The following is a 26,066-nucleotide window of genomic DNA, read 5'->3' as shown; positions in this document are numbered from 1 at the left end:
GCGAAACCCGGAAACATAGCATAGAATCGATCTTTGGTGCTTTCTGCATGCCTTCGGCGAGCCGACATCCGCACCGCAATCCATCCGCACGACCAGTGCGACTCAACCTGAGCGACAGTGAGGCTATGGCCAAAAAAGACGGCGTCATCGAGATCGAGGGCCAAGTGGTCGAGGCTCTGCCCAACGCGATGTTCCGCGTTGAGCTGACCAACGGACACAAGGTACTTGCCCACATTTCGGGCAAAATGCGTCAGCACTACATCCGCATCCTCCCAGAGGACCGCGTGATCGTGGAACTGACCCCCTACGACCTGACCCGTGGTCGGATCGTCTACCGCTACAAGTAGGTCGCGCTGTAAGTAACGGCCGGACGCGCCTCCACCACCCGGTGGTCGGCCCGGCACGATGACAGCGAAAAGAGAGAACTATGAAGGTCAAGCCCAGCGTCAAGAAGATCTGCGACAAGTGCAAGGTCATCCGTCGCAACGGCCGCGTCATGGTCATCTGCGAGAACCCGCGCCACAAGCAGCGCCAGGGTTGATCTCAGAGGACCTGCAGCACGCAGCCCTGAGCAACACAGCACCACCCCTCTAACGGCAGTTCCAGATCCCGCAGCACATCGTGCGCCGCGGGTGACACCTCGGGTCGGAGGCCCGAGCACCGGAACTGCTCCACACCTCCACAACTCCTAGGAGAAGCCACCATGGCACGTCTCGCCGGCGTAGACATCCCACGCGACAAGCGCGTGGAAGTTGCACTGACGTACATCTACGGTGTTGGCCGCACGCGGTCACTCAAGACCCTCGCCGACACCGGCATCAGCGGAGACATCCGCGTGAAGGATCTCACCGATGACCAGCTGATCGCCCTGCGCGATTACATCGAGGGCACCTTCAAGGTCGAGGGTGACCTCCGCCGTGAGGTCGCCGCCGACATCCGCCGCAAGGTGGAGATCGGGTCCTACCAGGGCATCCGTCACCGTCGTGGACTTCCGGTCCGCGGCCAGCGCACCAAGACCAACGCGCGCACCCGCAAGGGCCCGAAGCGCACCGTCGCCGGCAAGAAGAAGGCTCGCTAGGCCCCGCCTAGTCGCCTCGTCATAGGACTCAGGAGATATTCATGGCAGCACCAAAGTCGGCCGTTCGGAAGCCGCGTAAGAAGGAAAAGAAGAACATCGCCGTGGGCCAGGCCCACATCAAGTCGACGTTCAACAACACGATCGTCTCGATCACCGACCCCTCGGGCGCGGTCATCAGCTGGGCTTCGTCCGGTGGCGTCGGCTTCAAGGGTTCGCGTAAGTCGACCCCGTTCGCCGCACAGCTCGCCGCCGAGTCGGCTGCGCGTCAGGCGCAGGAGCACGGCATGAAGAAGGTCGACGTCTTCGTCAAGGGACCCGGCTCCGGCCGCGAGACCGCGATCCGTTCGCTCCAGGCCGCGGGCCTCGAGGTCGGCTCGATCAACGACGTCACGCCTCAGGCACACAACGGCTGCCGCCCCCCGAAGCGTCGCCGCGTCTAATTCCTTCGGTTCACCGGCCGTGATCCGTCCGTAGCGATCGTCCGATCGCCGCGGACGGATCACGGCATGGTCCTGGTGACCAGGGCCAGCGAACACCATTCACTACCTCGCCAACGCAAGTGTCATATAGCGGACACTTAGCCGAAAGGAATCCATAGTGCTCATCGCACAGCGCCCTACGCTCACCGAAGAATCCATCTCGGAGTTCCGCAGCCGGTTCATCATCGAGCCGCTCGAGCCAGGCTTCGGGTACACCCTCGGGAACTCGCTCCGTCGCACCCTGCTGTCGTCCATCCCGGGTGCAGCCGTCACCAGCATCCGCATCGACGGCGTGCTGCACGAGTTCAGCACGATCCCCGGTGTCAAGGAAGACGTCACCGAGATCATCCTGAACATCAAGGGCCTCGTCGTCTCCAGCGAGCACGACGAGCCGATCACGGCGTACCTCCGCAAGACCGGCGCAGGCCAGGTCACCGCAGCGGACATCTCGGCTCCGGCCGGCGTCGAGGTCCACAACCCGGACCTCGTCATCGCGACCCTCAACGACAAGGCGAAGTTCGAGCTCGAGCTCACGATCGAGCGTGGCCGCGGCTACGTGTCGGCCACGCAGAACCGCAACGAGTTCAGCGAAGCCGGTCAGATCCCCGTCGACTCGATCTACTCGCCCGTCCTCAAGGTGACCTACCGCGTCGAGGCGACTCGTGCCGGTGAGCGCACCGACTTCGACCGCCTGGTCGTCGACGTCGAGTCGAAGCCGGCCATCACGCCGCGCGACGCCATCGCGTCGGCCGGTCGCACGCTGACCGAGCTGTTCGGCCTGGCTCGCGAGCTCAACACCGCCGCAGAGGGCATCGAGATCGGCCCCGCGCCGGTCGACGCCGTGCTGCCGGGTGAGCTCTCGATCCCGATCGAGGACCTCGACCTCTCCGTGCGCTCGTACAACTGCCTCAAGCGCGAGGGCATCAACAACGTCAGCGAGCTCGTCGCGCTGTCGGAGACGCAGCTCATGAACATCCGCAACTTCGGACAGAAGTCGGTGGATGAAGTTCGCGACAAGCTCACCGAAATGGGCCTCTCGCTGAAGGACTCGGTTCCCGGGTTCGACGGCGCCCACTTCTACAGCGGCTACGACGACGAGACCGTCTCCTAGCACGCGATCCACCTGACGACTTTCCAACCTGAAGAGAGACAAGAATGCCTACTCCCACCAAGGGACCCCGCCTCGGAGGCGGACCTGCCCACGAGCGTCTCCTGCTCGCCAACCTCGCTGCTGCGCTGTTCACCCACAAGCGCATCCAGACCACCGAGACCAAGGCGAAGCGCCTGCGTCCGCTCGCTGAGCGCCTGATCACCTTCGCGAAGCGCGGCGACCTGCACGCCCGCCGTCGGGTGCTCGCGACCATCACCGACAAGAGCGTCGTCCACGAGCTCTTCACGGAGATCGCGCCCCTCGTCGCCGACCGTCAGGGTGGCTACACGCGCATCATCAAGACCGGTTACCGCAAGGGCGACAACGCTCCGATGGCCGTGATCGAGCTTGTCCTCGAGCCCGTCACGCCGAAGGCGAAGCCGGCCAAGCAGTCCGCGAAGCACGCCGCAGCGCCGGTCGACGAGGCTCCGGCCGAGGAGACCCCCGCCGAGGTCGAGGCCGACGCAGAGGCGACGGAAGCCGTCGAGGCGACCGAGACCGACGGCGAGTCCGTCGACGCCGGTGAGGCCACCGACGAGGCTCCCGCGAAGGACGCTAAGTAGGTTCAGCGACACACGAACGGAACCCCGCCCTCCACCTGGAGAGCGGGGTTCCGTCGTTCCTGGCGGCGCTGCGACGGTGTCCTAGGCTGGAGACATGAGTACCACTCCCGCCGTTCCGGCCGGCCAGCCGGCCCTGCCGCAGCACCCCGACGTCGACCGATGGCGTCCGGCGGTCCGCGCGGACATCGACGACATCGTGGCGCTGTGCCGCGCCATGGATCCGTTCGACAACCCCCACCGGGTGACGAGCCGTGACGAGATCGCGGACGAGTTCGACCACGCGTGGATCGACATGGCTGCGGACAGCCTGCTGGCGATCGCCGCCGACGGCACGCTGGTCGCCTACGCGATGGTGATCCTGTCGCCCTCACGAGACGTGTCCGTCTATTCATACGTCTTCGGCGGCGTGCATCCCGCATGGCGTGAGCGGGGGATCGGCCGAGCGGTGCTCGCGTGGTCGATGGAACGGTCCGAGCAGCAGCTGGCTTCCGTGGAGACGGGTGCTCCAGCTTCGTCCCGTGCCTACGTCGACGAACGGAACCCGGGGGCGGCGCGGCTGTTGGAGCGGTTCGGCTTCGTCGTGGCGCGGTACTTCACGATCATGGAACGCGATCTCTCCGCGCCCGTCGACGAGATCGACGTGCCCGACGGTGTCCGGCTCGAGGCGTACCACCCGGACGTGGCCGAACGCACGAGACAGGCTCGGAACGACTCGTTCCGGGATCACTGGGGCAGCCTGGAGACGGTCCCGGCGATGTGGGAGCAGTTCGTCGGCGGGTCCCACTTCCGAGCCGACCTCTCCGTGGTGGCGATCGACGACGACGGACGGGTCGTCGGCTTCACGCTGGCCGAGGTGGATGAGGACAGCTGGTCCGCGCAAGGGTTCACCAGCGCGTACATCGCCCTCGTCGGGACCGTGCGCGACTGGCGTGGCCGACGACTCGCACCGGCACTGCTCGCCACGGCGCTTCGTCGGATCCAGGCAGCCGGCCTCGAGCGGGCGACGCTGGAGGTCGACACGGCCAGCCCCACGGGTGCACTCGGGCTGTACGAACGACAGGGCTTCGTCGCGACGACGCGTGATCTGGCGTACGTCCGTGAGCGCTGAGCAGGTCGCGGCAGCGGACGTCCTCCCGACCCAGCGGTTCCGGCTCGCCATCGCGTACGACGGCACGGACTTCGCCGGATGGGCGAAGCAGCCGGGGCTCCGGACGGTCGAGGGGGTCCTGGAGGAGGCGCTGTATCGCGTGCTCGGCAAGACCGTCCCGCCGATGCCACGGTTCGTGGTGGCCGGACGGACTGATGCCGGCGTGCATGCGGCCGGTCAGGTGGCGCACCTCGACCTCACCGAGCCGCAGCTCGCGAAGATCACGCGATTGCAGGGGCGCCACGCCGAGTTCCACGACGGTACGCCGCGGAACGAGACCGCGAGCTCCCTGCTCGTGCGTCGACTGAACGGCGTGCTCGGGATGGACCGCGACGTCGTGATCCACACGGCGGAACCGGCGTCGGAGGGCTTCGACGCGCGCTTCTCGGCTGTCTGGCGTCACTACCGCTACCGCCTCGCGGACGCCGACGTCCGCAAGGACCCGATCCTCCGGCGGACGACGAGCTGGACGACGGCGTCGCTCGACGTCGAGCTGCTCCACCGGGCGGCCACCTCGCTCGTGGGGCTCCACGACTTCCAGGCGTACTGCAAACCGAGACCACGCGCGACGACCATCCGGACCCTGCAGTCCTTCAGCTGGGAGCGGGACGAAGCGGGCGTGCTCGTGGCGAGCCTCACCGCCGACGCGTTCTGCCACAGCATGGTGCGGGCGCTCGTCGGCGCCTGCGTCGCCGTAGGGGAGGGGCGCATGTCGCTCGACGAGGTCGTCCGGCTCCGCGACGGCGGGCGGCGGGAGGTCGACTTCCGGGTGATGCCGGCGCGCGGGCTCACCCTCGTCGAGGTCGGTTACCCCGAGCCGGGGCTGCTGCACGCGCGGGCCGCCGAGACCCGTCAGCGGCGGAGCCACGAGCACGTGGAAGCGAGCGCCGAGTGAGGTTCCCGGTGGGAATTGACCGCCGGGACGTCGTCGCGTAGACTCTCCCGTTGGTGCCTGCGCCTTCTGCGGCGCGGTACCCGAAGTTGAGCCCTCCACCTCGGGCGTTCCGTTCGGAACACCCAACAGGAGCGGGATTCACGAACGACCAACTCCGACCAGAAAGCAGCACTATTGTGACGCGCACGTATTCCCCGAAGGCCAGTGAGATCACGCACGACTGGGTCGTCATCGACGCCACCGACGTGGTCCTCGGCCGCCTGGCCAGCCACGCTGCAGCGCTCCTGCGCGGCAAGCACAAGGCGACCTTCTCCCCCCACATGGACGGTGGCGACTTCGTCATCATCATCAACGCCGACAAGGTGGCCCTCACCGGCGCCAAGCTCCTGCAGAAGAAGGCCTACCGCCACTCCGGTTACCCGGGCGGGCTCTCGGCCGTCACCTACGCCGAGCTCCTCGAGAAGAACCCGATCCGCGCCGTCGAGAAGGCGATCCGCGGCATGCTGCCGAAGAACACGCTCGGCCGCGACCAGCTGAAGAAGCTCAAGGTCTACACGGGCAGCGAGCACCCGCACGCCGCTCAGCAGCCCAAGCCGTTCACGCTCGACCAGGTCGCCCAGTAAGCACCGGACAAGAAAAAAGGATTACACAGTGGCGAACATCGCAGATTCCATCGAAGAGACCCCGCAGAGCTACTCCACCGAGTCGGCTCCCGAAGCAGCAGTCACCGCGCCTCGCGCCGTGCTGAGCGTCCCCGGCGCAGCCGTCGGCCGTCGCAAGCAGGCCATCGCCCGCGTGCGTCTCGTCCCCGGCAGCGGCACCATCACGGTCAACGGCCGCACGCTCGAGGACTACTTCCCGAACAAGCTGCACCAGCAGCTCATCAACGACCCGTTCACCGTCCTCGACCTGGCCGGCGGCTACGACGTCATCGCACGCATCTCCGGTGGTGGCCCCTCGGGCCAGGCCGGCGCGCTGCGCCTCGGCATTGCTCGGTCGCTGAACCAGATCGACGAGGAGAATAACCGCGCCACCCTGAAGAAGGCCGGCTTCCTCTCCCGTGACGCTCGCGTCAAGGAGCGCAAGAAGGCCGGACTCAAGAAGGCCCGTAAGGCTCCGCAGTTCTCGAAGCGCTAAGCGCTCTCAGGACAAGCGAAGCTCGATGCCTCAGCTGTTTGGTACCGACGGCGTACGCGGACTCGCGAACGCCGACCTGACGGCAGACCTCGCCCTCGGCCTTGCCCAAGCCACCGCAGTGGTGCTTGGGCAAGGCCGTAGTGCTGAGGCCCGCCGTGCCGCCGGGAAGCGCCCGGTCGCCGTGCTCGCACGCGACCCGCGCATCTCCGGCGAGTTCCTGTCCGCCGCCGTCGCGGCGGGCCTGGCGTCCTCGGGCGTCGACGTGCTCGAGGCCGGCGTGCTGCCCACGCCCGCGACGGCGTTCCTCATCGCCGACATCGACGCCGACTTCGGCGTGATGATCTCCGCCTCGCACAACCCTGCGCCCGACAACGGGATCAAGATCTTCGCCCGCGGCGGCACGAAGCTGCCCGACGCGGTGGAACGCCGGATCGAGGAATACCTCGACCGCCCCAAGCTCAGCCCGACCGGCGCCGATGTCGGCCGGATCATCCGCTTCGCCGACGCCGAGGACCGCTACGTCCTCCACCTGCTCGGCAGTCTCCCGAACCGCCTGGACGGCATCCATGTCGTCCTCGACTGCGCGCACGGCGCGGCTGCGGGAGTGTCGCCGGAGACCTTCCGCGACGCCGGGGCCAAGGTCACGATCATCGGCAACGACCCCGACGGCATGAACATCAACGACGGCGTCGGCTCCACGCACCTCGACCTCCTGTCCAAGGCGGTCCTCGAGCACGGTGCCGACCTCGGCATCGCACACGACGGCGATGCCGACCGCTGCCTCGCGGTGGACGCTGCGGGCAAGGTCGTCGACGGCGACCAGATCATGGCCATCCTCGCGGTCTCGATGCAGGAGCGAGGCAGGCTCAAGGACGACACGCTCGTCGCCACGGTGATGAGCAACCTCGGCCTGCACGTCGCGATGCGCGAGCACGGCATCAACGTCGTCCAGACCGGGGTCGGCGACCGCTACGTCCTCGAGGCGATGAACGCGAACGCCTATTCGCTCGGCGGCGAGCAGTCGGGTCACGTCATCATGGCCGACTACGCGACCACCGGCGACGGCATCCTCACCGGCCTGCACATCGTGGCCGAGATGGCGCGCACCGGGAAGACGCTCGCGGAGCTGGCCGCGGTGATGCAGGTGTACCCGCAGATCCTCGTCAACGTCACGGGTGTCGACCGGACACGCCTCGCCGGCGACGAGGTCGTCGACGCTGCCGTACAGGCTGCCGAAGCCGAGCTCGGAGACGACGGACGCGTGCTGTTGCGGCCGTCCGGCACCGAGCAGCTCGTCCGCGTCATGGTCGAGGCGGCCGACCAGCCGACCGCCGACCGCCTGGCGCACCGCCTCGCCGACGTCGTCCGCGAACGACTCGCCATCTGAGTCGTCCGGCGACGGCTCGGCACCTCAGCTGTGGAAGAGTGATCGCATGACTTCGACGACGACGGGCGGTGCCTCCGGGCAGCCGACGCCCTACGTGGAGATCGACCGTGCCGAATGGGCGCGACTCGCTCCGGAGACGGCCACACCGCTCAGCGAGACCGAGGTCGTGCAGATCCGCGGCCTCGGCGACCGTCTCGACATGCGGGAGGTCGAGGAGGTCTACGTGCCGCTCAGCCGACTGCTGAGCCTCTACGCGAAGGGCACCCAGGACCTCGGCCGCGCGACGAGCCGGTTCCTCGGCGACCAGGCGCTCCGGACGCCGTTCGTGATCGGCGTGGCGGGTTCCGTCGCCGTCGGCAAGTCGACGATCGCGCGGCTGCTGCGCGAACTGCTGTCGCGCTGGCCGGACACCCCGCACGTCGAGCTCGTGACGACCGACGGCTTCCTCTATCCGAACGAGGAACTCCAGCGGCGCGGCATCATGGATCGCAAGGGCTTCCCCGAGTCGTACGACCGCCGGGCGCTCCTGCGGTTCATCACCGCCGTGAAGAGCGGCGCCGCCGAGGTGCGGGCACCGTTCTACTCGCATCTGCGCTACGACATCATCCCGACGGCGCAGGTCGTCGTCCGGCGCCCCGACGTCCTGATCGTCGAGGGCTTGAACGTGCTGCAACCGGCCGCGACGGCCAGCGGACTCGCGATCAGCGACCTGTTCGACTTCAGCATCTACGTCGACGCACGGACGCGCGACATCGAGTCCTGGTACGTCGACCGCTTCATGGCGCTCAAGCGGGGCGCGTTCTCGAACCCGAACTCCTTCTTCAACGTGTTCGCCGAGCTCTCCGACGAGGAGGCGGCCGATCAGGCACGCGGGTTCTGGCGCTCCATCAACGAACCGAACCTCATCGACAACATCCGCCCGACCCGGTCACGCGCGAAGCTCGTGCTGCGGAAGGACTCCGATCACACGGTGTCCTCGGTGCTGCTCCGCAAGCTCTGAGCAGCGGCAGGGGAAGGGCCCGGCAACCGCTGGATCCCGGCAGCACCGTCCTGCTCCCACGCTGAGCGTCGGCGCCTCGAGGTTGGTGCAGGATCCTCGCAAACTCGCGCGATTATGCTGCTCTACATGTGTGGAATCGTAGGGTACGTCGGGAACGACAAGACGGTGGACGTCCTCATGGGCGGACTCAAGCGGCTCGAGTACCGGGGGTACGACTCCGCCGGGATCGCCGTGCTCGACGCGACGGGCTCGCTGAACACCCGGAAGCGCGCCGGGAAGCTGGCCGTCCTCACTGAGGACCTCGCCGCGAACCCCATCGCGCCGGGCTCGACCGGTATCGGTCACACCCGTTGGGCGACCCACGGTGGACCGACGGACCGCAACGCGCACCCGCACCTCGGTGACGAAGGACGCCTCGCGCTCATCCACAACGGCATCATCGAGAACTTCGCCGAGCTGCGCGCGGAGCTCCTCGCGGACGGCTTCACCTTCGAGAGCGACACCGACACCGAGATCGCCGCCGTGCTCATCGGCCGCGAGTACCGCTCCACCGGCGACCTCACCGAGGCCTTCCGCCGCGTCGTCGCTCGCCTGGACGGCGCCTTCACCCTGCTCGCCATGCACCAGGACCTGCCCGGCGTCGTCATCGGCGCGCGTCGGAACTCGCCGCTCGTCATCGGACTCGGCGACGGCGAGAACTTCCTCGGGTCGGACGTCGCCGCGTTCGTGCAGTACACCCAGCGCGCGGTCGCGATCGGTCAGGACCAGATGGTCGTCATCACGCCCGACGACGTGACGGTCACCGACTTCGCCGGCAACCACGTGGTGACCGAGCCGTTCGAGATCCAGTGGGACGCTTCGGCGGCCGACAAGGGCGGCTGGTCGAGCTTCATGGCGAAGGAGATCAGCGAGGAGCCCGATGCGGTCGCGAACACGATCCGCGGGCGGGTCGAGGGCGGCCAGGTCGTCATCCCCGAACTCGCCGGTCTCGACGAGCTCTTCCTCGACATCGACCGCATCGTGATCATCGCGTGCGGCACCGCCGCCTACGCCGGCACGGTCGGCACCTACGCGATCGAGCGCTGGGCCGGGATCCCGGTCACCGTGGAGCTCAGCCACGAGTTCCGCTACCGCGACCCGGTCATCGACGCGCGCACGCTCGTCATCTCGGTGAGCCAGTCGGGCGAGACCATGGACACGCTCATGGCGGTGCGTTTCGCGAGCGAGTCCGGCGCGAAGACGCTGTCGATCTGCAACACGCAGGGCGCCACGATCGCGCGTGAGTCGGACGCCGTGGTGTACACCCATGCGGGGCCCGAGGTCGCTGTCGCGTCCACGAAGGCGTTCACCGCCCAGATCACGGCGCTGTACCTGTTCGGGCTGCACCTCGCGCGGGTGCGCGGCACCCAGACTCCGGAGTTCCTGGCGTCGCAGGTCGAGGAGCTGCAGGGCGTGCCCGACAAGATCGCCAGCATCCTCGGGGCCTCCGAGAAGATCGCGCAGCTCGCCCACTGGATGGCCGACTCCCGCGCGGTGCTCTTCCTCGGGCGCCACGTGGGGTACCCGATCGCGCTCGAGGGTGCGCTGAAGCTCAAGGAGCTCGCGTACATCCACGCTGAAGGCTTCGCCGGTGGCGAGCTCAAGCACGGCCCGATCGCCCTCATCGAGCCGGGCCAGCCCGTCTTCGTGGTCGTCCCGAGCCCACGTGGCTCGGCGATCCTGCACCCGAAGGTCATCTCGACCATCGAGGAGATCCGTGCACGCGGTGCCCGGGTCATCGCGATCGCGGAGCAGGGCGACGCCGCCGTCCTGCCCTCGGCCGACGAGGTCATCCCGATCCCGCTCGCCGGTCCGCTGTTCGAGCCTCTGCTCGCCGTCATCCCGCTGCACATCTTCGCGATGGAGCTCGCGACGGCGAAGGGCCTCGACGTCGACCAGCCGCGCAACCTCGCGAAGTCCGTCACGGTCGAGTAGGGACGGTCCGCGGGGTCCGAGGTGGCCCGTCGAGCGAGCCTCCGGGCCGCACACGACGGCCGTAGAGTAGAGGGATGATCATCGGCATCGGGGTGGACCTGGTCGACCTCGCACGGTTCGAACGGGCGATCACGCGCACCCCGAACCTGCTGGCCAGGCTCTTCGTCCCGTCGGAACGCGACCTCCCGCTGCGGTCCCTCGCCGGACGGTTCGCCGCCAAGGAGGCGCTCATCAAGGCACTGGGTTCCTCGGACGGTATCCGGTGGCAGGAGATGGCGATCGTGAACGGCCCGGAGGGGAAGCCCGACTTCGCGCTGTCCGGCGTCACGGCGGGTGTGGTGGCCGAGCGGGGGATCACGAGCATGCACCTGACCATGACGCACGACGCCGGGGTCGCCGTCGCGTTCGTCGTCGCGGAGCGGGAAGGATGACGCCCGTGTCCGAGGTCGACGAGCGCCCGACCCGCGAGGCGATCATCGACCTCGACGCCCTGCGCCACAACGTCCGTCGCCTGCGCGAGCTGACCGGCGTCGGTGAACTCATCGTCGTCGTCAAGGCCGACGCCTACGGGCACGGTGCCGAGGCGATCGCCCGCGCGGCGATCGAGGCCGGGGCTGATCGCCTGGGAGTCGCCGACATCATGGAGGGCGTCGCGCTGCGTGCCGCCGGGATCACGGCACCGATCCTCGCCTGGCTGCACGGCCCGCAGGTTGCGTTCGGCGCCGCACTCGATACCGGGATCGACCTCGGTCTGTCGTCGGTGGCGCAGCTCGAGCGCGTGATCGAGGCCGCTCGGGATCGGCCGTCCGTCGTGCCGGTCGTCCAGTTCAAACTGGAGACCGGACTCAGCCGGAACGGTGCGGCCGAAGCCGACTGGCCGGAGCTCTTCCGAGCCGCCGCAGCAGCTGAGGCTGCGGGGCTCGTCCGGGTCGACGGGCTGTTCTCGCACGTCTCCAACACCTCCACCGCCGACGACCGGGCCGCCGCTGTCCGCTTCGAACGCGGTGTCGCCCTCGCCGCGGAGGCCGGTCTCACGCCGCGGAGTCTGCACCTCGCCGCATCGGCGGCAGCGCTCGGCGAGCCCTCCCTCCGCTTCGACGCCGTCCGCCTCGGACTCGCGGTGTACGGCCTCTCGCCCTTCGAACCCACCGAGGACGTCGACCGCTCGGCCGACGCCTTCGGCCTCAGGCCCGTCATGACCCTCCGGGCGACGGTCGCCGCCGTGCGTCGGGTCGAACCGGGTGCCGGGGTGTCCTACGACTACAGCTACCGGACCAGCACGGCGACGACGCTCGCCCTCATCCCGCTCGGATACGCCGACGGTGTGCCGCGCAGCGCCTCGAACGCCGGTCCGGTCGTCATCAACGGACGCCGCTACCGGGTGTGCGGGCGGATCGCGATGGACCAGTTCGTCGTCGACGTCGGTGACGACGCGGTCGCCGTGGGTGACGACGCCGTGCTCTTCGGCGATCCGGCGTCCGGCGCGCCGCGCGTCGAGGAGTGGGCGGAGGCCGCCGGCACCATCAACTACGAACTCGTCACCCGGATCGGACCGCGCGTCGTCCGGACGACCAGGGAGCGGCCATGACCGATCACGTCCTCACCCCGGGCACCGTCGACGTGGCGACGCCCGAGGAGATGCACGCCTACGGCGTCCGGCTCGGCGCCGCATTGCGCGCCGGGCAGCTTCTCGTCCTGACCGGGCCGCTCGGAGCGGGCAAGACGACCCTCACGCGAGGGATCGGCGAGGGCCTCGGGGTCCGCGGCCCCGTCACCAGCCCCACCTTCGTGCTCGCCAGGACGCACCCGAGCCTCGTCGGAGGTCCGCCGCTCGTCCACGTGGACGCCTACCGGCTCGGCTCGGCGCTCGAACTCGACGACCTCGACATCGACTTCTCCCGATCCGTCGTCGTCCTGGAATGGGGAGCGGGATTGCTCGACGGCGTGGTCCCCACGTGGTTCGAGCTCGTCATCGAGCGTCCGACCGGAGCCGGCGACGAACCCGCGACGGACGATGCCGGCGAGGAGCCGATCGAGCGCCGGACCCTCACGCTCTCGCGGCACCCCGCCATCGACGCCGGGTAGGCTGGACGACGTGCTGTTGGCGATCGATACATCCGCGGGTTCGAGCGTCGCCGTCGTCACCCTGGGTGGCGAGGTGCTGGCCGAACGGTCCTCCGACGACCCGATGCGGCACGCCGAGGTCATCGGGACGCTCATCGCCGGATGCCTCGACGACGCCGGGATCGAGGTCGCCGCGCTCACCGGGCTGGTCGCGGGTATGGGACCAGGGCCGTTCACCGGACTCCGGATCGGGATCGCCGCGGCCCGCAGCTTCGGGATCGGCGCAGGCCTCCCGGTGCACCCCGTGGTGAGCCACGATGCGATCGCGCTCGACGCCTACCGTTCCGGTTCCGCCGCAGCCGACGCCACGCTCCTCGTGGTCACGGATGCCCGCCGTCGCGAACGCTACTGGACCAGCTACGCCGGACTCGACGCAGCCGGCCTCCCGGTCCGCGTCCAGGGGCCGGCCCTCGCGAAACCCGACGACCTCCCGAACTCCGAATCCGTGCGCCTCGACGCACTCGTCGTCCCCGCCGGGGCGTTGGGACAGGTCGCCGCCGCACTCCTCGCCACCGATGGCGGATTCGCGGGGGAGGAGCCGTTGTACCTCCGCTCACCCGACGTCACGATGTCCGCGGGCGCCAAGCGGGTGACGGCGTGAGCTGGTCGCTGCGCCGCGCCGGTGTCGCCGACCTCGACGCGATCATGGAGCTCGAGCACACCGTCTTCGTGAACGACGCCTGGTCGGCTGACATGATGCGCGCCGAACTGTCGTCGCCGCACGGGTACTACCTCGTCGCGACGGAGGTCGACGCCGACGACGCGACACTCGCCGGCTACGGCGGTCTCTTCGCGCCTTCCCGCTCCGACGACGCCGACATCCAGACCATCGCCGTCGCCGGGTACGCCAGAGGACGAGGACTCGGGCGACTCCTCATGCAGGCGCTCATCGAGCAGGCCAGGCAGCAGGACGTCACCCAGGTCTTCCTCGAGGTCAGGGCCGACAACCCCGTTGCGATCACGCTGTACCGCAGTCTCGGCTTCGAGGAACTCGGCGTCCGCCCCGGCTACTACCAGCCGGACGACGTCGACGCCATCGTCATGCGACTCACGGTCCAGCCGAGGCCGCCCATGCCCGCCCACGGCCAGTCCCCGCTCGACCAGACCGACCAGCACCCCGGGAGCATCGCGTGAACCGAGCAGAACCGCTCGTCCTCGGCATCGAGACGAGCTGCGACGAGACCGGGATCGGCATCGTCCGCGGACACCACCTGCTGGCGAACACCATCGCCTCGAGTATGGACGAGCACGCGCGGTACGGCGGGGTCGTCCCGGAGGTCGCCGCGCGCGCCCACCTCGAGGCGCTCGAGCCGACGCTCACGGCGGCGCTCGCCGAGGCCGGCGTCGCCCTGGCCGACCTCGACGCCGTCGCGGTGACGAGTGGCCCCGGCCTGTCCGGCGCACTCATGGTCGGCGTCGGCGCGGCGAAGGCGCTCGCTGTGTCCCTCGGCAAACCGCTGTACGCCGTGAACCACCTCGTCGGTCATGTCGGCGCGGACGTCCTCGACTCCGAAGACGGGACGATCGAGTACCCCACGATCGCCCTGCTCGTGTCCGGCGGGCACACCTCGCTGCTCCTCGTGCGGGACCTCGTGTCGGACGTCGAACTGCTCGGCGAGACCATCGACGACGCGGCGGGCGAGGCCTTCGACAAGGTCGCGCGCATTCTGGGCCTGCCCTACCCGGGCGGGCCGCAGATCGACCGTGCGGCCGTCGGCGGCGACCCGAAGGCGATCCGCTTCCCCCGCGGACTCAGCCTGCCGAAGGACATGGAGCGGCACCGCTACGACTTCTCCTTCTCCGGCCTGAAGACGGCCGTGGCACGCTGGGTCGAGGCGAAGCAGGACGCGGGGGAGCCGGTCCCCGTCGCGGACGTCGCCGCCAGTTTCCGCGAGGCCGTCGTCGACGTGCTCATCTCGAAGGCGGTCAGAGCATGCACCGAGCTCGGCGTGCCCCGCCTGCTGCTGGGGGGCGGCGTCATCGCGAACGCGCGGCTCCGCGAGGTGGCCGCCGAACGCACCACCTCGGCCGGGATCGAACTCCGCATCCCGCCGATGCAGCTCTGCACCGACAACGGTGCGATGATCGCCGCACTCGCCGCGCAGCTCATCTCCGCCGGGCACGAGCCGTCCTCGCTCGACTTCGGCGCCGACTCGACCCTGCCGGTCACCGAGATCCAGGTGTACTGACCGCTCGACCAGCCGTCTCCCGGCCGTCGACCGGGTGCGCGGACGTCGGCGCATAGGATGGGCCGGTACCCGGTCACGGATCGAAGGAGCGGCGATGGATCAGCACGAGCACCCCGACGGACGACCTCAGCACCAGGACGGTGCAGTGGACGGGCAGTCGCGCCCGCCGCAGGCCGAGCAGCCCACCGGGCAGCCGCAGCAGCAGTGGGGGCAGCAGCCTCCTCACCAGCCGCAGGCCCAGCAGCCCTGGTCGAAGTACCAGCCGCCGCAGCCCTCCCAGCAGGCTGTCGCGCCGCAGGGCCAGCAGCAGCCGTACGCGCCCCAGCAGCCGTACCAGCCCCAGGGCCAGCAGCAGCCCTACCAACCTCAGCAGCCGTACCAGCCCCAGGGCCAGGCCTCCCCTCCACCAGCGGGTTGGCAGGGCGATCACGCGACCTATCTCCAGACGGTGCCGACGGCGGTCTACCAGGCACCGAGCCAGGGCGGCTACGCCGCGTACCAGCAGTCGCAGACGCAGACCCCTGCCGCGTCGACCGGGACCTCACGGAGCACCTGGTCGCTCATCACCGGTCTCGTCGGTCTCCTCGTGTCGGTCTTCGTCGGTTGGGGCTTCCCCCTGTCGATCGCGGCCATCGTCCTCGGATTCGGAGCCAGGCGTCGCGAGCCGCAGGGCCGAGGCCGCGCCCTCACGGGCCTCCTGACCGGGTTCGTCGGCCTCGCCTGTTCCGTCGGCTGGCTCGCCTACAGCGTCGTCGTGATCATCGGGTACGTCTCGACCTGATCCGCCTCGCGGCGCTGCGGCTCGGCGGACACCGTCGGGTCAGGCGTCAGCGGCCGGTGTCACCCGTTCGACGAGCAGCGCACTGTGTTTGCCCGCGATCCTCGTGAGGATGATCGTGGCCGAGCCGTCTCCCTTGAGCGCCATGCGCTTCCGGAACGCCGCGGGGTCGACGTCGACGCCGCGCTTCTTGATCTCGAGGACACCGATCCCGCGATCCCGCATCGTGCGCCTGAGGACCTTCTCGTCCATCGGTAGCCGCTCGAGCACCCGGAAGGTCGTGGCGAACGGCGAGGTCGTCGCCGTGTCGGAGGTCAGGTAGGCGATGCCCTGGCCGAGCATGCCGGCCTCCAAGCGGACGGCGAGGTCGCCGATGAGTCGGGCCCGGATCACCGACCCGTCGGGTTCGTGCACGTAGTCGCCGAGTTCCCGCACGGGGGCGTCGTCGGCGTCGGCCTCGGCGTGCAACTCGTGGTGGACGCCGTCCGCGAGGAGGAGCGCGGACCGTCGGACGTCGGGACGGGCCAGCGGGCCGAACCAGAGCGCCATCTCGACGAGCTGTCCGTCGACCGACACCCACTGCGCCTCGGCGTCGTCGGGGATGAGTGAGCGGTCGAATCCGGGCCCGAGCTTGACGCCTGTGGGGAGGCTGGTCGCCGCACCGAAGACCAGGTCGAGGGACGGGGTGTAGTCGGCGGCACTGGACAACCGCGCGGTGTCGGCGTGTCCTGCGGTGCGCCGCGCGGGATCGAACCAGACCGCGTCGAAGTCGTCGAGCGAGACGTCCTCGGCGGCGGCGTTCCGCACGGTCGCCGTGGGGAACGGGGCGAGGTTGTAGCTGGCGATGGCCGCGGTGACCTCGTCGATGTCGACCGCCGTGACCTCCAGGTCGAGCGAGGCCATGGCCATCGAGTCGGCGCCGATGCCGCTGCCGAGGTCGGCGACGCGCGTGAGGCCGGCCCGGGCGAAACGTCCGGCGTGCAGCGCGGCGACGGGAAGGCGCGTGGCCTGTTCGAGGCCCGCCTCGGTGAACAGCATGCGGCCGGCGAACGGACCGAACTTGCCGACGGCTTTCTGCCTGAGCCGCGACTGCGTGAGGACCGCCGCGACCAGCTCGGGGGAGTGGCCCTCCTTGCGCAGGCGCCCGACCAGGCGGACGGCCTCGTCCTTCGTCGGGTAGGGCGGCAGGGAGTCGAGGAGCCTGAGGCCGTCGGCCGTGAGGAGTTCGACGAGTTCCGAACGGTCCATGGTCAGTGGGCCTCGGGCGGAGCTGGATGCATCCGGCAACGGTAGCAGCCGCTGATTGGCACTCGCATTGCATGAGTGCCAGAAGATGCCTACACTGGAATCAGCACTCTCGCAGTGTGAGTGCTAACCACGTCTTCGTTTCAAGAAAGAGGTCAACCGTGTCGGTCTCCATCAAGCCGCTCGAGGATCGCATCGTCATCAAGCAGGTCGAGGCAGAGCAGACCACCGCTTCCGGTCTGGTCATCCCCGACACCGCCAAGGAGAAGCCCCAGGAGGGCGAGGTCGTGGCGGTCGGACCCGGTCGCATCGACGACAACGGCAACCGCGTCCCGCTCGACGTCGCCGTCGGCGACAAGGTGATCTACTCCAAGTACGGTGGCACCGAGGTCAAGTACGCCGGTGAGGACTACCTGGTCCTGTCCGCGCGCGACGTCCTCGCAGTCGTCGTCCGCTAGTCACCAGCGCACGGATCCGGCGGCTCAGGCCGCTCGACAGCCCGAATGGCATTCGCCGTTCGGGCTGTGTCCGTTTTCGGAGGGTGTCGCGGGGAGTCGCGGGTCTAGCCTGGACCAGTGCAGAACCCCAGCGATCCAGCCGACGTCGACATCCACCCCGTCTCCGTCGACGGGGGAGTGGATCGACGTGCGAGTGTGGCCGTGCCCCAGCAGGGGAGCCGGTCCGGACTGCTCTCGGCGGTCGCCGCCTACTGCCTCTGGGGAGCGCTCCCGCTCTACTTCATCGCCCTCGCACCGGCCGGCGCCTTCGAGGTCGTGGCGTGGCGCATCCTCTTCTCCCTCGTCTTCTGCGCCGTCCTCATCCTGGCGACCCGTTCCTGGCGTCGACTGTTCGGCATCCTCCGCCAGCGCCGCATCGTCCTGACGATGGGCCTCGCCGGAGCGCTCATCTACGTCAACTGGCAGACCTACGTCTACGGCGCGCTCAACGGCCAGGTGGTCGAAGCGTCGCTCGGGTACTTCATCAACCCGATCGTGACCGTCTTCCTCGGCGTCTTCTTCCTCCGGGAGCGGCTGCGTCCGGCCCAGTGGGCCGCGGTGGTCGTGAGCGTGATCGCGGTCCTCGTCCTCGCGATCGGACACGGCAGCGTCCCCTGGATCGCCCTCATCCTGGCTTTCTCATTCGGCCTCTACGGCTACATCAAGAAACTGGTGGGCGGCTCGGTCGACGCCGTGTCCGGGTTGACGCTCGAGACCGTGTGGCTGATGCCGGTCGCGATCGCCCAGCTCATCGCGGTCGGCGTGACCGGTGGGCTGACCATCGGCACCGCAGGCGTCGGGCACGCCCTGCTGCTCGTCGGTGCCGGCGTCATCACCGCCGTCCCGCTCCTGCTGTTCGCGGCGGCGGCGCGCCGCCTCCCGCTCACCTGGATGGGTTTCATCCAGTACTTCGCACCGATCATCCAGTTCGTCGTCGGTGTCGCGGTCCTGCACGAGGCGATGCCGCCGGAGCGCTGGTTGGGCTTCGGTCTCGTGTGGCTGGCGCTCGCGATCCTCACCGTCGACATGCTCGTCGCCTCCACCCGTGGTCGTCGGGCCGTCGGGGTCGAACGGCGCCGCTCGACGAGCATCTGAACAGCGGATTCCAGCGCTGATCGCGCGACCACTGCAGGAAACGCGCGAAACAGCCCCGCCTGAGGTAACGATTTGGTCGTGTTACACGCTTGTAACGTCAACGACATTGTCCAGCGCACGTGCAGCGGATAACTTGACTCAACGGCAGCCCCTGGAGCTGCCACTCTTCTGACAAGCAAGGAGTACCATGAGCGTCTTTTCGAAGGCCACGGCCGCTCGCTCCCGCCCACGTTCCATCGTTCTCGGTGGTATCGCACTGATCGGAGCCAGCGCGCTGGTCCTGAGCGGTTGCGCCTCGAGTGGTAGCGGCGACAGCGGCAGCAGCAGCAAGCCTGCTGGCGACCTGACCCTGAAGCTCGGCACGGCGTTGCCGCAGACCGGTAACCTCGCGTTCCTCGGCCCGCCCGAGGAGGCCGGTGTCGGTCTCGCGGTCAAGGAGGTCAACGACGCAGACCTCGGCATCAAGATCGACCTGACGCTCGGCGACTCGGGTGACTCCGACAACAAGGCGTACGCGACCGAGGTCCCCCGTCTGCTCTCCGAAGGCGTCACGGCCATCATCGGTGCAGCGTCCTCGGGTGTGTCGAAGCTCTTCATCGACGAAGTCACCGGCGCAGGCGTCATCCAGTTCTCCCCGGCGAACACCTCCGCGGACTTCACCACGTGGGACGACAACGGTCTCTACTGGCGGACGGCGCCGTCCGACGTGCTGCAGGGCGAGGTCCTCGGGAACCTGATCGCGGAGGACGGCAACGCCACCCTCGGCATCATCTACCTGAACGACTCGTACGGCACCGGCCTCGCGAAGTTCACCAAGGAGGCGTTCGAGAGCGCCGGCGGTGAAGTGGTCGCCGAGCAGTCGTACAACACCGGTGACACCTCGTTCGACGCGCAGATCAGCGCGGTCAAGGCGGAGAACCCCGACGCGATCGCGATCATCGCGTTCGAGGAGACCAAGACGATCGTCCCCGGTCTCGCCGGCTTCCCGTCGGACAAGCTCTACTTCGTCGACGGCAACCTCGCCGACTACAGCGCGGACTTCGCTCCGGGCACGCTGACGGGCGCCAAGGGCACGCTGCCCGGTCTCGACACCGCGAAGCTCGGTGACTTCACCGACCGCCTCCAGGCGTTCGTGAAGGACGAGGGTGGCGAGCCGCTGAAGGACTACAGCTACGCGGCTGAATCCTACGACGCCGTCATCCTGCTCGCCCTCGCGGCGCTGCAGGCCGGTTCTACCGAGGGTGCCGACATGGCGGCCGAGCTCCAGTCCGTGTCCGGTGGCAAGGACAAGGGCGAGAAGGTGACCACCTTCGAAGAGGGTGCGAAGGCCATCGCCGACGGCAAGAAGATCGACTACGACGGCAACTCCGGTCCGATCACGTTCGACGAGAACGGCGACCCGACCGAGGCGACCATCGGTATCTACCAGTACGGTGACGACAACAAGTACACCCGCATCAACTAGTCGCCCACGCGACTGACGAGGCCCCGGAGCGATCCGGGGCCTTCGTCGTGTCCGGCAGCTGTAACTGCCCCCGCGTGTGCTGTGCCGTGTGTGGTGGCGCCAGCGCGGTGCGCTGACGCGAGCGCGGGTCCAGCGCGTGAGCGCGGGTCTCCGGAGACCAGCGCTCACGCGCCTACGACGCGCTCACGCCGATTCCGAGCCCATGCGGCACAGCGGGTGGCGCTCACGCCAGCGCACCGCGCTGACGACGGGAGGGGCTCCTGCCAGCGCACCGCGCTGACGGAGGATCCGGTGCGCTCACGCCGGCGCACCGCGCTGACAGCGACCAGTCGATTGCCCGGGTCAACGGAACGCGCGTTGCAGCCCTGCGCGCTCGAGCTTCGCGGCGAGCCGACTCGGATGCACGAGGTCCTCCCAGGTGGCGCGGACGACGGTGTACCCGAGCGCGCGCAGACGGTCCTCCCGATGCTTCTCCGCCAGGACGATGTCGGCCACGTCCCGCCCCTGCGTGAACTCCTCCCGCACATACTTCTGTCGGCCGTCGAGTTCGAGGATGATGCGCTCGTCCGGCCAGACCGCATCGACCACTCCGACCGGTCCGTCCGCGTCGGAGAAGGCATGCTGCAGCACCGGCAGGGCGAAACCGAGCTGCGCGATCACGACCCGCATCTTCGATTCACCACCGTTCGCGGCGAGTGGGTCCGCGAACTCGATCGCAAAGCGCACCTGGCGTCCTCCCCGCCGGCCCGGCAGGTCTCGTGCGAGCGAGCGGAGCGCCGTCTCGTCGGTGAGCTTGAGCCGGAGGGCAGCGTCGGCGACGGCGACGGCGTCCTCGAGGCGGGCGATCCGAGCGAGGTCGACGACGGTCCGAGCCGGGTCCGTGACCGCGAGCCCGTAACGCATCCGTCGGGTCACGGAGCCCTGCGTGGTGTGACGGATGATGCCGGGTGCCGAACGTCCTCCGCGATCACCGCTCGTCAGCGTGTGCACCTCGGGAGGCCACGGACCCACGATCGGGAGTCCCCACAACCGCGCCGCCGAGTAGTGGCTGAACAGTGCGTCCTTTCGGAGCGCAACGGCCGCGGCCTCGATCCGGACCCGGTAGCGGTCATCGGGGGACAGGGAACTCCATATCGGTTCAGGGACGTAGATGCCCTTCCGCAGACGCACCAGGTCGCCGTCGCGGTGGGCGGCGCTCACCAGGCGCTCGGCGCCGACCCGGCGTGCGTCGCGGACGAGCAGGAGTCCGTTCGGGCGGAGGAGCAGGTTGAGGTCGAAGGATTCCATCGCCTCACCGTGCCCGTTCGACTCCGACAGCAGCTCGTGTCGTGGAAACGATGTGGAGAACTGCTCCCATCCAGCCTCCGGTGGAGCGAGGGTGGAATGGCACCCAGCGCGGTGCGCTGACGCCAGCGCGGGTCGTCGGTCTCAGCGCGGGTCGCTGTGCCGCAGCGGTGATGACTCGGCGTGAGCGCGGGTCCAGCGCGTGAGCGCGTGCCTCCGGAGACCCGCGCTCACGCGCCAGGACCGCGCTCGCGTCAGCGCACCGCGCTGGCGAAAGGGGGAGGGAGAATGCACAACTCCTCCGTCCCCGTCTCAGGAGGCCGTCTTGGTACGACGGTGCCCCTCGGGGGAGGGAGGAGTTGTGGTTCGTTCACCGGTCGGGATCCGGTGGCTTCTGGCCCGTCGCTCGGCACGCGGTCGGGACGAGCATGTTCGAGGGTACCGAAGTCCCCGCCGACCCGCGAGTGGGGATCGCCCTGATCAGTCCTCGTCCTGGCCGAGCGTGCCCAGGTAGAGGCCGATCACCTTGTCATCCGAGAGGAGCTCGCGGCCCGTCCCGGTGTAGGCGTCACGACCCTGGTCGAGCACGTACCCGCGGTCGCAGATCTGCAGACACCGACGTGCGTTCTGCTCCACCATGATCGTCGTCACGCCGGCCTTGTTGATGTCCGAGACGCGGATGAACGCGTCGTCCTGTCGGACCGGCGACAGCCCCGCGGACGGCTCGTCGAGGAGCAGCACGTGCGGATCCATCATGAGGGCCCGCGACATCGCGACCATCTGGCGCTCACCACCCGACAGCGAACCGGCGCGCTGCTTGAGCCGCTTCCCGAGTTCGCTGAAGATCCCGGTGACGAACTCGAGGCGCTCGTTGTACTGCTTCGGCTTCTGGAACAGCCCCATCTTGAGGTTGTCCTCGATGGTGAGGCTCGGGAACACGTTGTTCGTCTGCGGCACGAACCCGACGCCGCGCGCCACGAGCTTGTTCGCCCGGAGCCCCGTGATGTCCTCACCGTTCAGGAGCACCTGTCCGCTGCGCACCTTCACCTGTCCGAAGATCGCCTTCAGCAGCGTCGACTTCCCCGCACCGTTCGGTCCGATGATGCCGATGAGCTCGCCCTTCCGGGCGGTCAGGTTGGCACTGTTCAGGATGTTCACGCCGGGGAGGTACCCGGCGGTCAGATCGGTGACCTCCACGACCATCTCGGCGGTCTTGACCGCGGTGCCGCCGACCGGCGCACCCTTCACGTCGCTCATTTCCGCTCCTCCTCGGGCTCGGCACCAGCCGCGAGCCGTTCGTCTTCGATCTCGGCGAGCAGCTCCTCGGCCGCAGCGCTGTCCTCTCCGGCGATCCTGCCGGTCACGACCCCGAGGTCGACGTCCTGGTGGCTCCCGAGGTAGGCGTCGATGACGGCGGGGTCCTCCATGACGGTGTCGGGCGGGCCCTCGGCGACGACACGACCTTCGGCCATGACGACCACCCAGTCGGCGATGTGCCGGACCATCTGCATGTCGTGCTCGACGAACAGCACGGTCATGCCCTCGTCCTTCAACGCCAGGATGTGGTCGAGGAGGGACTGCGTGAGCGCCGGGTTGACGCCGGCCATCGGCTCGTCGAGCATGACGAGCTTCGGATCGCTCATGAGCGCCCGCGCCATCTCGAGGAGCTTCCGCTGCCCACCGGACAGGCTGGCCGCGTAGTCGTCGCGCTTCGTGTCGAGCTTGAAGCGACGCAGGAGGTCCATCGCCTTGACCTCGAGGTCCTCCTCCTGCTTCCGCCAGAGCGGCTTCACGAGGCTCGAGAAGATGCCCTCGCCGGTCTGGCCGGTCGCGCCGAGCTTCATGTTCTCGAGCACCGTGAGCAGGCCGAGCGCCTTCGTCAACTGGAAGGTCCGGACCTGACCCATGCGGGCGACCTTGAACGCCGGGACGCCCCCGAGGCTCTTGCCGTCGAAGTTCCACGTCCCGGTGTTCGGCTTGTCGAAGCCGGTCAGCAGGTTGAACAGCGTCGTCTTACCGGCGCCGTTCGGGCCGATGAGGGCGGTGATCGCGTTGCGGGGCACCTCCAGGTGCTCCACGTTCACCGCCTGCAGGCCGCCGAAGGTCCGGGTGACCTGGTCCGCGATGAGGATCGGGTCGACCTTCTTGACGCCCGGGACGATCTCGCCGACGTGGAGGCCGGTGGTCTTGACCGGTCGCGAGGTGGGTGAGCTGTTACTTGACAAAGGTCAGCTCCTTCTTGTTTCCGAGGATGCCTTGCGGCCTGAAGATGACGATCAGCATGAGCGCGACACCGACCAGCACGTAGCGGAGCGTCGACGCCTGCGTCGAGCTCATGAACGGCAGGACGTCCGCCTTCACGAGCGCCGGGAGGACGTTCGAGAGGAACGCCATGATCACCCAGAAGATCACCGAGCCGAGCAACGGCCCGAAGACCGTCGCGGCTCCACCGAGCAGGAGGATCGTCCAGATGAAGAAGGTGAGACTCGTGACGTACACGCTGGGCACGACCGCGGAGGGGAGCGCCAGCACCACCCCGCCGAGCGCACCGAACACGCCACCGACGACGAGCGCCTGCATCTTGTAGGCGAACACGTTCTTGCCGAGGGCGCGCACGGCGTCCTCGTCCTCGCGGATGCCCTTCAGCACGCGGCCCCAGGGGCTGCGCATGAGGAGGAACACGAGGAGGGCGGCGACGGCGAGCAGCAGGATGCCGAAGATCCGGACCCACCACTGGTTCGCGTTGAGTTCCCAGGGCCCGAAGCCGTACGTGCCGGGCGGGATCGGGTTCGCGGCCCGGAAGCCCTCGTGGTAGTTGCCGAGTCCGTCGGCCGAGTTCGTGAACTCGTCGAAGACCTGCGTGGTGAAGAGGAGTCGGACGATCTCGGCCGCCGCGATGGTGACGATGGCCAGATAGTCGGCTCGCAGTCGCAGGGTCGGGATGCCGAGGATGAAGGCGAAGACCACCGAGGCCAGACAGCCGACGATGATGCCCGCCCACCACGGGAGGTTGAAGCTCAGGATCGAGATGGCGTAGCCGTAGGCGCCGAGCGCCATGAACCCCGCCATACCGAAGTTCAACAGACCGCCGTAGCCGAAGTGCACGGCCAAGCCGAGTGCTGCGAGCGCGTACGCGATCGTCTCCGGGCTGATGACCCAAGCGAGCGTGTTCGAGAGAATGCTTCCCCAGTCCATGCGCGTGCCCCTAACCGATTCTCTCGCGACGTCCGAGGATGCCCTGCGGTCTCACGAGGAGCACCGCGATGAGCACCACGAGGGCGCCGACGTACTTGATGTCAGACGGGATCCAGAGCGTCGAGACCTCGACGAGGATGCCGATGATGAGGGCGCCGACCATGGCGCCGAAGGCGGTTCCGAGCCCGCCGAGGGTGATGGCCGCGAAGATGAGCAGGAGCAGCTGCGCTCCCATGTCCCACTTGATGCCCGGTCGGAAGTACGCCCACAGGATGCCGGAGAGACCCGCGAGGGTCGCTGCGAGGATCCAGACGATGCGGACCACTCGGTCGACGTCGATGCCGCTGGCCGCGGCGAGGCTCGGGTTGTCCGAGATGGCTCGTGTCGCCTTGCCGGTCTTCGTCTTGATGAGCCACCAGGCCACGCCGAGGAGTACCACGACGCTGACCGCCATGCTGATCATGTCGGTGACGCTGAGCGAAACCGTGCCGAACAGCTTGATGTTCTCCTCTCCGGAACCGGGCAGCTGGAACGTCCCGCCGCCGATGAAGTAGAGGAACACGTAGCGGAGCGCCAGCGACAGGCCGATCGAGACGATCATGACCTGCACGATGCCGACGCCCTTGCGTCTCAAAGGTCTCCAGATGCCCGCGTCGAGCGCGAAGCCGAACGCGGCGCTCAGGGCGAGGGCGATGATGATGGCCAGCCAGATCGGCCACTGCAGGAACACCCCGAACACGAGCGCCATGATCGCGCCGAAGGTCACCATCTCCGCGTGGGCGAAGTTGCTGAGTCCGGTGGTGCCGAACACGAGGGAGGCTCCGATGGCCGCGAGGGCCAGCATGAGGCCGAAGTTCAGGCCGTTGACGAGTCGTTCGGCGAGTTGGTCCCAGAAGCTGACGGTGACGCGGACGCCCTCGCCGAGGAAGAAGTTCACTGACTTCGATTGGGTGAGACCGAACTCGGCCTCGATGGTCGAGCCGCCCTCGGCGACGATGACGCCCTTCGGGAGGGTCTCCTCGTCGAGCGTTACCTTGTACGTACCTTTCTCGGGGACGCCGATCTTCCACTTGCCGTCGGCGTCGGTGTCGACATCGGCCTTGTAGCCGTTGCCGTCGACCGTGATGTTCACGCCTTCGAGTGGTTTGTCGTCGTACTTGACGTTCCCAGCGAAGTAGAAGTCGTACTCCTCGCCCACCTCGTCAGCATGAGCCGGGACGGCGCTCATGACGGACGTGAGGGTGATGGCCCCGAACAACAGGGCGATGAGGAGCACGAATCTCCGTGCCAGTCTCGGGTTTCGGGTCGTTCCAGCGAACTTCACTGCACCTCCAGTGCCGGGCCACTTCCGTGGACCGTTCTCCTGCGTCGGACAACGCTGTTC

General features: G+C 68.4%; 29 protein-coding genes. 23 read left to right on the top strand and 6 right to left on the bottom strand.

Translation table 11 applies throughout. The features are described from left to right. Positions 1-125: 125 nt before the first annotated feature. The 20 genes from infA (at position 126) to HOW07_RS19715 (ending at position 15,904) form a co-directional block, all read left to right on the top strand. Entirely contained in the window at positions 126-347 is a 222-nt protein-coding gene (gene infA / locus HOW07_RS05350) for a translation initiation factor IF-1 (protein WP_017885304.1), read from the top strand. 80 nt (positions 348-427) lie between these two features. Beyond that, positions 428-541, top strand: a complete 114-nt coding sequence (rpmJ, locus tag HOW07_RS05345) for a 50S ribosomal protein L36 (protein WP_021759549.1) — start codon at positions 428-430, stop codon at positions 539-541. Positions 542-703: 162 nt separating this feature from the next. Then, positions 704-1,078 (top strand): 30S ribosomal protein S13, encoded by a 375-nt coding sequence (gene rpsM / locus HOW07_RS05340; RefSeq protein WP_064296688.1) that lies wholly within the window; start codon positions 704-706, stop codon positions 1,076-1,078. A 41-nt stretch (positions 1,079-1,119) separates the two neighbouring features. Continuing rightward, a complete protein-coding gene (rpsK, locus tag HOW07_RS05335) occupies positions 1,120-1,518 on the top strand; it encodes a 30S ribosomal protein S11 (RefSeq protein WP_056008094.1) in 399 nt (132 codons plus the stop codon). 157 nt (positions 1,519-1,675) lie between these two features. Continuing rightward, positions 1,676-2,668 carry a DNA-directed RNA polymerase subunit alpha gene (locus HOW07_RS05330; protein WP_056008091.1) on the top strand — a complete coding sequence of 331 codons (993 nt, stop codon included), beginning with the start codon at positions 1,676-1,678 and terminating at the stop codon, positions 2,666-2,668. A 44-nt stretch (positions 2,669-2,712) separates the two neighbouring features. Continuing rightward, the gene (gene rplQ / locus HOW07_RS05325; protein WP_071259502.1) at positions 2,713-3,270 is read left to right on the top strand and encodes a 50S ribosomal protein L17; all 558 of its coding nucleotides are present in this window, start codon (positions 2,713-2,715) and stop codon (positions 3,268-3,270) included. A gap of 94 nt (positions 3,271-3,364) precedes the next feature. Then, entirely contained in the window at positions 3,365-4,378 is a 1,014-nt protein-coding gene (locus HOW07_RS05320) for a GNAT family N-acetyltransferase (protein WP_175116268.1), read from the top strand. Beyond that, positions 4,368-5,312, top strand: a complete 945-nt coding sequence (truA, locus tag HOW07_RS05315; RefSeq protein WP_079001723.1) for a tRNA pseudouridine(38-40) synthase TruA — start codon at positions 4,368-4,370, stop codon at positions 5,310-5,312. Before HOW07_RS05320 ends, truA begins: the two co-directional genes overlap by 11 nt. Positions 5,313-5,488: 176 nt before the next feature. Then, on the top strand, positions 5,489-5,935 hold the full coding sequence (gene rplM / locus HOW07_RS05310) for a 50S ribosomal protein L13 (protein WP_071259493.1): 447 nt from the start codon (positions 5,489-5,491) through the stop codon (positions 5,933-5,935). A gap of 28 nt (positions 5,936-5,963) precedes the next feature. Further along, positions 5,964-6,449 carry a 30S ribosomal protein S9 gene (rpsI, locus tag HOW07_RS05305; RefSeq protein ID WP_064296683.1) on the top strand — a complete coding sequence of 162 codons (486 nt, stop codon included), beginning with the start codon at positions 5,964-5,966 and terminating at the stop codon, positions 6,447-6,449. A gap of 25 nt (positions 6,450-6,474) precedes the next feature. Then, positions 6,475-7,836: a phosphoglucosamine mutase gene (gene glmM, locus HOW07_RS05300; RefSeq protein WP_121289650.1), complete on the top strand. Its 1,362-nt coding sequence runs from the start codon at positions 6,475-6,477 to the stop codon at positions 7,834-7,836. A gap of 46 nt (positions 7,837-7,882) precedes the next feature. Continuing rightward, positions 7,883-8,836: a type I pantothenate kinase gene (gene coaA / locus HOW07_RS05295; RefSeq protein WP_064296681.1), complete on the top strand. Its 954-nt coding sequence runs from the start codon at positions 7,883-7,885 to the stop codon at positions 8,834-8,836. 126 nt (positions 8,837-8,962) lie between these two features. After that, positions 8,963-10,810: a glutamine--fructose-6-phosphate transaminase (isomerizing) gene (glmS, locus tag HOW07_RS05290; protein ID WP_079003851.1), complete on the top strand. Its 1,848-nt coding sequence runs from the start codon at positions 8,963-8,965 to the stop codon at positions 10,808-10,810. A gap of 74 nt (positions 10,811-10,884) precedes the next feature. Continuing rightward, entirely contained in the window at positions 10,885-11,241 is a 357-nt protein-coding gene (locus tag HOW07_RS05285; protein ID WP_064296680.1) for a holo-ACP synthase, read from the top strand. After that, the gene (gene alr / locus HOW07_RS05280; protein WP_175116267.1) at positions 11,238-12,398 is read left to right on the top strand and encodes an alanine racemase; all 1,161 of its coding nucleotides are present in this window, start codon (positions 11,238-11,240) and stop codon (positions 12,396-12,398) included. The genes HOW07_RS05285 and alr overlap by 4 nt, the downstream gene beginning before the upstream one ends. Next, complete coding sequence (tsaE, locus tag HOW07_RS05275; protein WP_175116266.1) at positions 12,395-12,895, top strand: tRNA (adenosine(37)-N6)-threonylcarbamoyltransferase complex ATPase subunit type 1 TsaE; 501 nt, start codon at positions 12,395-12,397, stop codon at positions 12,893-12,895. Before alr ends, tsaE begins: the two co-directional genes overlap by 4 nt. A 10-nt stretch (positions 12,896-12,905) precedes the next feature. Continuing rightward, the gene (tsaB, locus tag HOW07_RS05270) at positions 12,906-13,535 is read left to right on the top strand and encodes a tRNA (adenosine(37)-N6)-threonylcarbamoyltransferase complex dimerization subunit type 1 TsaB (RefSeq protein ID WP_175116265.1); all 630 of its coding nucleotides are present in this window, start codon (positions 12,906-12,908) and stop codon (positions 13,533-13,535) included. Continuing rightward, positions 13,532-14,068, top strand: a complete 537-nt coding sequence (gene rimI / locus HOW07_RS19315) for a ribosomal protein S18-alanine N-acetyltransferase (RefSeq protein WP_354293065.1) — start codon at positions 13,532-13,534, stop codon at positions 14,066-14,068. The genes tsaB and rimI overlap by 4 nt, the downstream gene beginning before the upstream one ends. Next, complete coding sequence (tsaD, locus tag HOW07_RS05260; protein WP_175116264.1) at positions 14,065-15,123, top strand: tRNA (adenosine(37)-N6)-threonylcarbamoyltransferase complex transferase subunit TsaD; 1,059 nt, start codon at positions 14,065-14,067, stop codon at positions 15,121-15,123. Before rimI ends, tsaD begins: the two co-directional genes overlap by 4 nt. 94 nt (positions 15,124-15,217) lie before the next feature. Next, positions 15,218-15,904, top strand: coding sequence for a DUF4190 domain-containing protein (locus HOW07_RS19715; RefSeq protein WP_175116263.1), 687 nt, complete (start codon positions 15,218-15,220; stop codon positions 15,902-15,904). Between the two features lie 39 nt (positions 15,905-15,943). Here the strand turns inward: HOW07_RS19715 and HOW07_RS05250 are convergent, their stop codons facing one another. Beyond that, positions 15,944-17,149: a class I SAM-dependent methyltransferase gene (locus HOW07_RS05250; protein ID WP_175116262.1), complete on the bottom strand. Its 1,206-nt coding sequence runs from the start codon at positions 17,147-17,149 to the stop codon at positions 15,944-15,946. A gap of 158 nt (positions 17,150-17,307) precedes the next feature. Here HOW07_RS05250 and groES point away from each other — a divergent pair, with 158 nt between their 5' ends. The 3 genes from groES to HOW07_RS05235 all read left to right on the top strand — a co-directional run bounded on the left by groES (position 17,308) and on the right by HOW07_RS05235 (position 20,203). Beyond that, positions 17,308-17,604 carry a co-chaperone GroES gene (groES, locus tag HOW07_RS05245; protein WP_056008047.1) on the top strand — a complete coding sequence of 99 codons (297 nt, stop codon included), beginning with the start codon at positions 17,308-17,310 and terminating at the stop codon, positions 17,602-17,604. 195 nt (positions 17,605-17,799) lie between these two features. Next, the gene (rarD, locus tag HOW07_RS05240; protein ID WP_121290324.1) at positions 17,800-18,738 is read left to right on the top strand and encodes an EamA family transporter RarD; all 939 of its coding nucleotides are present in this window, start codon (positions 17,800-17,802) and stop codon (positions 18,736-18,738) included. A 187-nt stretch (positions 18,739-18,925) separates the two neighbouring features. Beyond that, complete coding sequence (locus tag HOW07_RS05235; protein WP_121289665.1) at positions 18,926-20,203, top strand: ABC transporter substrate-binding protein; 1,278 nt, start codon at positions 18,926-18,928, stop codon at positions 20,201-20,203. A gap of 342 nt (positions 20,204-20,545) precedes the next feature. Here the strand turns inward: HOW07_RS05235 and HOW07_RS05230 are convergent, their stop codons facing one another. The 5 genes from HOW07_RS05230 to HOW07_RS05210 all read right to left on the bottom strand — a co-directional run bounded on the left by HOW07_RS05230 (position 20,546) and on the right by HOW07_RS05210 (position 25,910). Further along, positions 20,546-21,490: a hypothetical protein gene (locus HOW07_RS05230; RefSeq protein ID WP_175116261.1), complete on the bottom strand. Its 945-nt coding sequence runs from the start codon at positions 21,488-21,490 to the stop codon at positions 20,546-20,548. A gap of 477 nt (positions 21,491-21,967) precedes the next feature. Then, positions 21,968-22,744, bottom strand: coding sequence for an ABC transporter ATP-binding protein (locus tag HOW07_RS05225; protein ID WP_064296669.1), 777 nt, complete (start codon positions 22,742-22,744; stop codon positions 21,968-21,970). Next, a complete protein-coding gene (locus tag HOW07_RS05220; RefSeq protein WP_064296668.1) occupies positions 22,741-23,712 on the bottom strand; it encodes an ABC transporter ATP-binding protein in 972 nt (323 codons plus the stop codon). The genes HOW07_RS05225 and HOW07_RS05220 overlap by 4 nt, the downstream gene beginning before the upstream one ends. Further along, complete coding sequence (locus HOW07_RS05215) at positions 23,702-24,682, bottom strand: branched-chain amino acid ABC transporter permease (RefSeq protein WP_064296667.1); 981 nt, start codon at positions 24,680-24,682, stop codon at positions 23,702-23,704. Before HOW07_RS05215 ends, HOW07_RS05220 begins: the two co-directional genes overlap by 11 nt. A gap of 10 nt (positions 24,683-24,692) precedes the next feature. Next, a complete protein-coding gene (locus tag HOW07_RS05210) occupies positions 24,693-25,910 on the bottom strand; it encodes a branched-chain amino acid ABC transporter permease (protein WP_064296746.1) in 1,218 nt (405 codons plus the stop codon). Between the last annotated feature and the right edge of the window lie 156 nt (positions 25,911-26,066).

This window comes from Plantibacter sp. MCCC 1A11337 (assembly GCF_013349365.1).
Lineage (GTDB): Bacteria > Actinomycetota > Actinomycetes > Actinomycetales > Microbacteriaceae > Plantibacter > Plantibacter flavus_A.
Note: the sequence above shows the minus strand (reverse complement) of the source record. Positions and strands in the feature narration are given on the sequence as shown.